General features: G+C 73.6%; 8 protein-coding genes and 1 pseudogene. 2 read left to right on the top strand and 7 right to left on the bottom strand.

Features of this window, described 5'->3' with window-relative positions:
• Positions 1-72 precede the first annotated feature (72 nt).
• Positions 73-1,290, bottom strand: a complete 1,218-nt coding sequence (locus D459_RS0121215) for an NADP-dependent isocitrate dehydrogenase (RefSeq protein WP_017595017.1) — start codon at positions 1,288-1,290, stop codon at positions 73-75.
• Between the two features lie 108 nt (positions 1,291-1,398).
• Positions 1,399-1,815: a DUF3017 domain-containing protein gene (locus tag D459_RS0121210; RefSeq protein ID WP_017595016.1), complete on the bottom strand. Its 417-nt coding sequence runs from the start codon at positions 1,813-1,815 to the stop codon at positions 1,399-1,401.
• A gap of 504 nt (positions 1,816-2,319) precedes the next feature.
• Between D459_RS0121210 and D459_RS0121205 the strand changes: the two genes are divergently transcribed.
• Entirely contained in the window at positions 2,320-2,925 is a 606-nt protein-coding gene (locus D459_RS0121205) for an FHA domain-containing protein (protein ID WP_017595015.1), read from the top strand.
• A gap of 113 nt (positions 2,926-3,038) precedes the next feature.
• Here the strand turns inward: D459_RS0121205 and D459_RS0121200 are convergent, their stop codons facing one another.
• Genes D459_RS0121200 through purN form a run of 3 tightly spaced genes read right to left on the bottom strand, consistent with a single transcriptional unit; the run spans position 3,039 to position 6,101 of the window.
• Positions 3,039-3,896 (bottom strand): bifunctional methylenetetrahydrofolate dehydrogenase/methenyltetrahydrofolate cyclohydrolase, encoded by an 858-nt coding sequence (locus tag D459_RS0121200; protein ID WP_017595014.1) that lies wholly within the window; start codon positions 3,894-3,896, stop codon positions 3,039-3,041.
• Between the two features lie 13 nt (positions 3,897-3,909).
• On the bottom strand, positions 3,910-5,481 hold the full coding sequence (gene purH, locus D459_RS0121195) for a bifunctional phosphoribosylaminoimidazolecarboxamide formyltransferase/IMP cyclohydrolase (RefSeq protein WP_017595013.1): 1,572 nt from the start codon (positions 5,479-5,481) through the stop codon (positions 3,910-3,912).
• The gene (gene purN / locus D459_RS0121190; RefSeq protein ID WP_081620654.1) at positions 5,478-6,101 is read right to left on the bottom strand and encodes a phosphoribosylglycinamide formyltransferase; all 624 of its coding nucleotides are present in this window, start codon (positions 6,099-6,101) and stop codon (positions 5,478-5,480) included. The genes purH and purN overlap by 4 nt, the downstream gene beginning before the upstream one ends.
• Positions 6,102-6,292: 191 nt before the next feature.
• Here purN and D459_RS0121185 point away from each other — a divergent pair, with 191 nt between their 5' ends.
• Positions 6,293-6,706: a DUF4190 domain-containing protein gene (locus tag D459_RS0121185; protein ID WP_017595011.1), complete on the top strand. Its 414-nt coding sequence runs from the start codon at positions 6,293-6,295 to the stop codon at positions 6,704-6,706.
• A gap of 3 nt (positions 6,707-6,709) precedes the next feature.
• Here the strand turns inward: D459_RS0121185 and D459_RS0121180 are convergent, their stop codons facing one another.
• A complete protein-coding gene (locus tag D459_RS0121180; protein WP_017595010.1) occupies positions 6,710-8,032 on the bottom strand; it encodes a cell division protein PerM in 1,323 nt (440 codons plus the stop codon).
• A 100-nt stretch (positions 8,033-8,132) separates the two neighbouring features.
• Positions 8,133-8,265: pseudogene (locus tag D459_RS35555) on the bottom strand (succinate--CoA ligase subunit alpha); the annotation flags it as partial.

The raw sequence follows: 8,265 nt of genomic DNA, 5'->3' as shown, positions 1-8,265 counted from the left end.
CCCCCCCCCGCCGGGATCGGCGGGACGGCCCTGTCGTGCCCTTCGGCCGGGTCCGGTCCCGGCGGCGCCGGGTCAGGCCAGGCGCTTCTGCAGGTTCTCGTCGAGCGCGGCGAGGAACTGCTCGGTGGTGAGCCACTCCTGGTCGCCGCCGACCAGCAGCGCCAGGTCCTTGGTCATCTGGCCGCCCTCGACCGTCTTGACGACGACGTCCTCGAGGGTGGAGGCGAACTCGGTGACCTTGGGGGTGTTGTCCAGCTTGCCCCGGTGCTCCAGCCCGCGGGTCCAGGCGAAGATGGAGGCGATCGGGTTGGTGGAGGTCGGCTTGCCCTGCTGGTGCTGGCGGTAGTGCCGGGTGACGGTGCCGTGCGCGGCCTCCGCCTCGACGGTGCGCCCGTCCGCGGTGCGCAGCACCGAGGTCATCAGGCCCAGCGAGCCGAAGCCCTGCGCGACGGTGTCCGACTGCACGTCGCCGTCGTAGTTCTTGCAGGCCCAGACGTAGCCGCCCTCCCACTTGAGCGCGGCGGCGACCATGTCGTCGATCAGCCGGTGCTCGTAGGTGAGGCCGGCCGCGTCGAACCGCTCCTTGAACTCGGCCTCGTAGATCTCCTCGAACACGTCCTTGAACATGCCGTCGTAGGCCTTGAGGATCGTGTTCTTGGTGGAGAGGTAGACCGGGTAGTTGCGGTCCAGGCCGTAGTTGAGGCTGGCCCGCGCGAAGTCCTCGATGGACTTGCGGAAGTTGTACATCCCCATGGCGACGCCGCCGCCCTCGGGGAAGTTGGCCACGTCCAGCTCGACCGGCTCGCTGCCGTCGGCCGGGGTGTAGGTGATGGTGACGCTGCCCGGGCCGGGGACCTTGAAGTCGCTGGCCTTGTACTGGTCGCCGTGGGCGTGGCGGCCGATGATGATCGGCTTGGTCCAGCCCGGCACCAGCCGCGGCACGTTCTCGCAGATGATCGGCTCGCGGAAGACCACGCCGCCGAGGATGTTGCGGATGGTGCCGTTGGGCGAGCGCCACATCTTCTTCAGGCCGAACTCCTCGACCCGCGCCTCGTCCGGCGTGATGGTGGCGCACTTGACGCCGACGCCGTGCTCCTTGATGGCGTTGGCCGCGTCGACGGTGATCTGGTCGTCGGTGCGGTCCCGCTCCTCGATGCCCAGGTCGTAGTACTTCAGGTCGACGTCGAGGTAGGGGAGGATCAGGCGGTCCTTGATGAAGGACCAGATGATCCGGGTCATCTCGTCGCCGTCGAGCTCGACTACGGGGTTCTCGACCTTGATCTTGGCCATGGCTGTGTGGCTGTCCCTTCGTTTCGGCGCGGCGTCGTGTGGCTGGATACCTGCCGAGTTCTGTTCAGTATCTCGATATCAAGCTTATTAGACGCCACCGGCCTCCGTTCAAGAGGTCAGCTGCGGAGCCACCCAGGCGAGCACGATCAGCAGGACGGCCAGGCCGACGGCGGTGGCGATGTCCAGCCAGCGGCCGCGCACCGCCAGCATGCCGATCCGCTCCTCGGGCAGCAGGATGCGGAAGGTCGCGGCGAGCAGCAGGGCGCCGGCGATGATGGCCGGACCGCGCTTGAAGTAGGCGGCGGCGACCACCACGATGCCCGCGGCCATCGTCGCCAGCACGAGGAAGTAGGGGATCTGCGCGAGCCAGCCGGGCGCCTCGGTCCCGGGCTCCGCTCCGGGCTCCGGCGCGGACTCCTCCGCCGCCGGCTCCGGCAGGGACCCCTCCGTGGTGCCGCTCTCCTCCGCCTCGCGGCCGGCGTCCCCGCCGGGAGCGTCGTCTCCGGGTGCGACCGTCGCCTCCACCGCTTTTCGGCTCACCGTAAACCTCACGCTCTCGTGCACGAATCTCGGGGTCGTCGAGCGGGACCGGGCCCGGCGTGGCGCGGTCCGGCCACCACCCGGAGCACGGGGACCGAAACCCCGAGGCAAGTGAGGCCCGTCGGCGAGCGAACCGTCATTGAACACACATCGTGACTGGCCACCGCAGCCCCAGTGTAATGAGTCCGATCGCCCGTCCGTCCCACCCCGCACGGAATCGGATCGCCCACCGTACACCGGGTACCGGCCCTTAAAGCAGAGAAACGGTGTAAACCTCGCGCGATAGGTGTCTAACGGGCGGGTAAGCGCGTAGAACCGACACACCCCGGGTAACCAACCAGGAGATGAGTGCCACGGTGAGCGAGGACAGCCCCCATGAAGCCCACCCGGACGATCACCGGCAAGCGATCCGCCCCCGTCTCGCGGCCTCCTGTCGCGCCGCACCGGGCACCGTCCCATCGGCCACGCCCCACAACGGGAGGAACAACCGTGGACGGGCCTTACATACGGGTCGAGGAGAGCGGTGACGTCCGCCGGCTGGGCACCGAGGTGACCACGGTCGGGCGCGGTGAGGGCGCCGACATCCGGCTGAACGATCCCAGCGTCTCGGCGCTCCACGCCGAGCTGGTGCGCCGCGGCCCCTACGTCTACGTCGTCGACCTCGGCCTCTCCCGCAACGGCACCAGGGTCAACGGGCGCCCCATCGCCCGCCGTGTGCTCGAAGAAGGCGACGTCGTCAGTTTCGGCTCCGCCCGGTGCAAGATCGGCGGACTCCCCCGCGAGGACATCAACCCCGAGGTGGAGCTGCGCCGCGGAGCCGCCCCCGAGCTCACCCGCCGCGAACTCGACGTGCTCACCTCGCTGTGCCGCCCGGCCCTCTCCGACGAGGCGTTCGTGTCCCCCGCGACCGCCCGGGAGATCGCCGAGGACCTGGTGGTCACCGAGGCGGCCGTCAAGCAGCACCTGCTCCGCCTCTACCAGAAGTTCCGCATCCCCGAGGGGACCAACCGGCGGACCCGGCTGGCCAACGAGGTCGTCGCGCTCGGCCTGGTCCGCCCGCTGCCGGTGCCCGACCGCGAGCGCAAGGCCGGCTGAGCACCGCCGGCCGACGGTCCCGGCGCCGCAGCCGCCTCGACCGGCGTCGAGGCGACCGCGCCGGGACCGGTGCGGAGGAAGGCGCGGGGGCCGGCCGCCCCCGCGCCCGCGGGTCAGGCCGACGCCGCCCGGCGCTCGGCCGCCTCCACCACGTTGACCAGCAGCATGGCCCGCGTCATCGGCCCCACCCCGCCCGGGTTGGGCGAGACGAACCCGGCGACCTCCCGCACGTCGGCGGCGACGTCGCCGGCCAGGCCCTGCTCGGTGCGGGTCACGCCGACGTCCAGCACCGCCGCGCCCGGCTTCACCATGTCCTTGGTGATCAGGTTCGGCACACCCGCCGCCGCCACCACGATGTCGGCCCGGCGGGTGTGCGCCGCCAGGTCCCGGGTGCCGGTGTGGCAGAGCGTCACCGTGGCGTTCTCGGTGCGCCGGGTCAGCAGCAGCCCGATCGGCCGGCCCACGGTCACCCCGCGGCCGACCACCACCACCTCGGCGCCCTTGAGCTCCACCCCGTACCGGGTGAGCAGGTCGATGATGCCGCGCGGGGTGCACGGCAGCGGCGCGTCCTGCATCAGCACCAGCTTGCCCAGGTTGGACGGCTGCAGCCCGTCGGCGTCCTTGGCCGGGTCGATCAGGCCCAGCACCCGGTTCTCGTCCAGCCCCTCGGGCAGCGGGAGCTGCACGATGTAACCGGTGCACGCCGGGTCGGCGTTGAGCTCGGCCACCGCCGCCTCCACCTCGGCCTGGGAGGCCGTGGCGGGCAGGTCCCGGCGGATGCTGGCGATGCCGACCTCCGCGCAGTCCCGGTGCTTGCCCGCGACGTAGGTGCGGCTGCCCGGGTCGTCGCCGACCAGCACCGTGCCCAGCCCGGGGGTGATGCCCTTCTCCCGCAGGGCGGCGACCCGCTCCGCGAGGTCGGCCTTGATCGCCGCGGCGGCGGCCTTGCCGTCGAGGATCTGTGCGCTCACGCTCGTCCCTTCGTCAGTGGAAGAAGTGCCGGGTTCCGGTGAAGTACATGGTGACCCCGGCCTGCTCGGCGGCGGCGACCACCTCGGCGTCCCGGACCGACCCGCCGGGCTGCACCACCGCGCGCACCCCCGCCTCGGCCAGCGCCTCCAGGCCGTCGGGGAAGGGGAAGAACGCGTCGCTGGCCGCGACCGCGCCGGCCGCCCGCTCGGCGCCGGCCCGGGTGATCGCCAGCCGCACCGAGTCGACCCGGTTCACCTGGCCCATGCCCACGCCGACGGTGGCCCCGCCCGAGGCGAGCAGGATCGCGTTGGACTTCACCGAGCGCACCGCGCGCCAGGCGAACTCCAGGTCGGCCAGGGTGGCGGCGTCGGCCGGGGCGCCGGTGCGCAGCTCCCACCCCTTGGGGTCGTCGCCCGGGGCGTCCACCAGGTCGGCCGCCTGGAGCAGCAGGCCGCCGCTGATCTGCCGGGCCTCCGGCCGGGCCGCGCGGTCCGGGGCGGCGACCTTGAGCAGCCGCACGTTCTTCTTCCGGGTGAGCGCCTCCACCGCGCCCGGCTCGAAGTCCGGGGCGGCGACGACCTCGGTGAAGATCTCCGCCAGCCGCTCGGCCATGGCGGCGCTCACCGGCCGGTTGGCGGCGACCACCCCGCCGTAGGCCGACACCGGGTCGCAGGCGTGCGCCTTGCGGTGCGCCTCGGCGATGTCGGCGCCGACCGCGATCCCGCACGGGTTGGCGTGCTTGATGATCGCCACGCACGGGTCGGCGAAGTCGTAGGCGGCGCGCAGCGCGGCGTCGCCGTCCACGTAGTTGTTGTAGGACATCTCCTTGCCGTGCAGCTGCTCGGCGCCGGCCAGCCCGGGGCCGGCCGGGTCGGCGGCCCTGTACAGCGCCGCGCCCTGGTGCGGGTTCTCCCCGTAGCGCAGGGTCGCCGCCCGCTCGTAGGCCTGGCCGTGGAAGGCCGGCCAGCCGGTCCGCTCGGCCGTCTCGTCCGGGGCGTAGGTCCCGGCGAACCAGGACGCGACCGCGGCGTCGTAGGAGGCGGTGTGCGCGAAGGCCTGCGCCGCCAGCCGCTTGCGCCGCTCCTCGTCGAAGCCGCCCTCACCCAGCGCGGACAGCACCTCGCCGTAGGCGCCCGGGTCGACCACCACCGCGACGCCGGCGTGGTTCTTGGCCGCGGCGCGCACCATGGACGGGCCGCCGATGTCGATCTTCTCGATGCACTCGTCGGCGGAGGCGCCGGAGGCGACCGTCTCCCGGAACGGGTAGAGGTTGACCACCACCAGGTCGAACGGCTCGACGCCCAGCTCGGTCAGGGCGGTGCGGTGGTCCTCCTTGCGGCGGTCGGCCAGCAGCCCCGCGTGCACCTTGGGGTGCAGGGTCTTGACCCGCCCCTCCAGGCACTCGGGGAACCCGGTCACCTGCTCCACCGGAGTCACCGGGACGCCCGCGTCCGCGAGCCGGGACGCCGTGGAACCGGTGGAGACGATCTCCACCCCGGCATCGGCGAGGCCCCGGCCGAGCTCCTCCAACCCCGTCTTGTCGTAAACGCTGATCAGCGCGCGCCGAATGGCCTGCCGCGTCACCGGTTCTCCTCTGCTCGTTCCTTGCCCGCCCGGACGGTCCGCCCGTCCAGCCGCCAGCCCTCCCGCGCCAGGCGCCCGACCGTGTCGACCAGCATCCGCCGCTCCACCGCCTTGATCCGGCCGTGCAGCGCCGCCTCGTCGTCACCGGGTTCGACCCGCACCGCGACCTGGTCGATGATCGGCCCGGTGTCCACCCCCTCGTCGACGAAGTGGACGGTGGCGCCGGTGACCTTCACCCCGTGCGCCAGCGCGTCGCGGACCGCGTGCGCCCCGGGGAAGGCCGGGAGCAGCGCGGGGTGCAGGTTGATGACGGTGTTACCGGCCAGCACCTCGGGGCCCAGGATGCGCATGAAACCGGCCGAGACCACCAGGTCCGGCCGGTGGGCGGCGATCTCCGCGGCGAGCGCGGAGTTCCAGGCCGACCGGTCCGGATAGGCGGAGAAGGGGGTGCAGAACACGGGCACGCCCGCGTCCGCCGCGGTCTTCAGACCGGCGGCCCCCTCGCGGTCCGCCCCGACGGCGACCACCTCCGCCCCGTAGCCGGGATCCGACGCCGCTTCGACGAGCGCGGCCATGTTGCTTCCGGCCCCCGAGATGAGGACGACTACTCGCGCCGACAGTGTGCTTCCTCCTCGTGGAAAAAGGCGGTGCGGAGATCGGGCGCCGCACGCGCGCGCCCGGGGTCGCGTTGGGAACGCGCAGCATCCGGGCGCTTCTCCAGGCCAGCCTATCTCCCCCTCCGGCCGAGCCGCCCTCCGGCTCCGGTAGCGTCTACATCGGCAGCACCGATGCAGCAGGAAAGAGGTTCCCCGTGACCGACGAGACGCCGCAGCCGCGCGCCGATGGGCAGCAGCCCACCGTCGAAAAGGGCGGTCTGTGGGGCGTCTTCCTCGCCGCCATCGGGCTGATGTGGCCGCCGTTCGGGATGCCCTTCTCGCTCATCGGCATCGTCCAGGGCCGCAAGGCCCGCAAGGCCGCCCGCGCCAACCGGGGCCAGGCCCCCGGCGCGGTGCTCAGCATGGTGCTGGGCTGGGTCGGCCTGGTGGTGTCGGTGTTCGCGATCGCCGGCTACGCGGTCTTCTGGAACGAGTACACCGCCTACCGGGACTGCTCGGCCCGGGCCCTCACCACCAGCGCCCAGCAGGAGTGCGACGACGCCTGGCGCGCCGACGTCGCCGAGCGCGCCGGCATCCCCGAGGAGGAGGTCCCGGCGCTGGGCTCGTGAGGCTCAGCGCTCCGGTTCCGCCTCGTAGGTGATCCCGGCGAACTCCTCGGAGTCCTCCTCCGGGTCGCCGCCCGGGCCGTCCTCCCCGCCGGGCCGCTCCCCGGGCTCCTCCCCGTCCGCGGCCCCCTCGGCGACGGTTCCGCGGAAGTACCGCCAGTTCGCCAGCCACGCGGCGATCGCCGCGGCCACCCCCACCTCCAGCGCGGTGATCAGGCCGACCTGCCAGGCCGACGGGCCGACCTCGGCCAGCCGGTGGGCGCCGATCGGGCCGCCGGCCAGCAGCGACAGCGCGGCGCACACCAGCCCGGTCGCCACCCCGCAGACGAACCCCCACAGCGGCGCGGCCTCGCTGACCGCGGTGGGCGCGCTGCGCTGGGTGAGCACCCCGCCCACCGCGCCGGCCGCGAACGGCGCGGCCAGCGCGGCCAGGGCGGGCAGCGGGGCCGGGCCGTTGTCCGGCAGCGCGGCCAGCATCGGCAGCATCGGCACCGCGCCGACCGCCACCCCGGTGGGCGCCACCATCGTCCCGGCGCCGACCGCGAACCCGGGCCCGACCGCGAACGCCAGCCCGAACACCAGCGCGTTCGGCAGGAAGAGCAGCTGCACGATGAGGAGCAGCGCCCCGCCGACGGGGCCGGGGGCCAGTTCCCGGGTGACGGCTGCGGCCTCGCCGAACCCGGCGGCCAGGCCGGAGAAGAACAGCACCGCGCCGCTGAGCAGCAGCACCCCGGTGGCGCCCGCGGTGCCCGCCAGCAGCGACCGGGGCCGGTCCGGCATCAGCTCCAGCAGCCGCCGCACCGGGATCCGCTTGTCGATGAGCTGCTGGCGGAGCACGCCCAGGCCGCCGGCGAGGAACGCCAGCACGAACCCGGCGAACAGCGCCTGCGGGACGCTCGGCCGGATCACCTCGGTCTGGGCGATGAGCGCCAGCGTGCCGGAGATCGCGGCGTAGGGGCCGGCCAGGGCGAGGGCGGCGCGGAAGGTGTGCCGCAGCCGGGTCGGCTCGCCGGTGCGCCCCAGCCACCGGCCGGCCCGGTAGAGCAGCAGGCCGGGCAGGACCACCAGGCCCAGCGGGAGCATCATCACCTCGCCGCCGGGGATGCCGAAGCCGACCAGGTGGCCGACGAGCCAGGCCTGGACCGCGGTGCGGGCCACGTCGGCGATCTCCTGGCCGAGGGCGTCGTGCGGGGCGGCGACCCAGCCGATCAGGGTGAAGGTGAGCAGCACCGCCATGCCGACGCCGGCCGCCCAGGCGGCGGCGAGCCCTCCGGCGGTGTACAGGGGGCGCTGGTCGGTTCTGGCTGCGGGCGTACTCACCCGGTCCATGCTGCCAGCCCCGCCCGCGGCGGTCACCCCCGGACACGGCGGCGGCCCCGCCCCGGAGTCCGGGACGGGGCCGCCGCGCACGGTGTCGGCGCGGCCGTCGTCAGAACAGCTCGCGAGCGAGCTTGGCCGTCTCGCTGGGGGTCTTGCCCACCTTGACGCCGGCGGCCTCGAGGGCCTCCTTCTTGGCCTGGGCGGTGCCCGAGGACCCGGACACGATCGCGCCCGCGTGCCCC

Origin of the sequence: Nocardiopsis potens DSM 45234, from assembly GCF_000341105.1 — a bacterium.
GTDB classification, from domain to species: Bacteria; Actinomycetota; Actinomycetes; order Streptosporangiales; family Streptosporangiaceae; genus Nocardiopsis_A; species Nocardiopsis_A potens.
This window is presented reverse-complemented; position numbering and strand designations above follow the sequence as displayed.

Excerpts from the sequence above, each read along its gene's own strand:
- D459_RS0121215 (WP_017595017.1), bottom strand. The coding sequence starts at position 1,290 with ATGGCCAAGATCAAGGTCGAGAACCCCGTAGTCGAGCTCGACGGCGAC.
- D459_RS0121180 (WP_017595010.1), bottom strand. The coding sequence starts at position 8,032 with ATGGACCGGGTGAGTACGCCCGCAGCCAGAACCGACCAGCGCCCCCTG.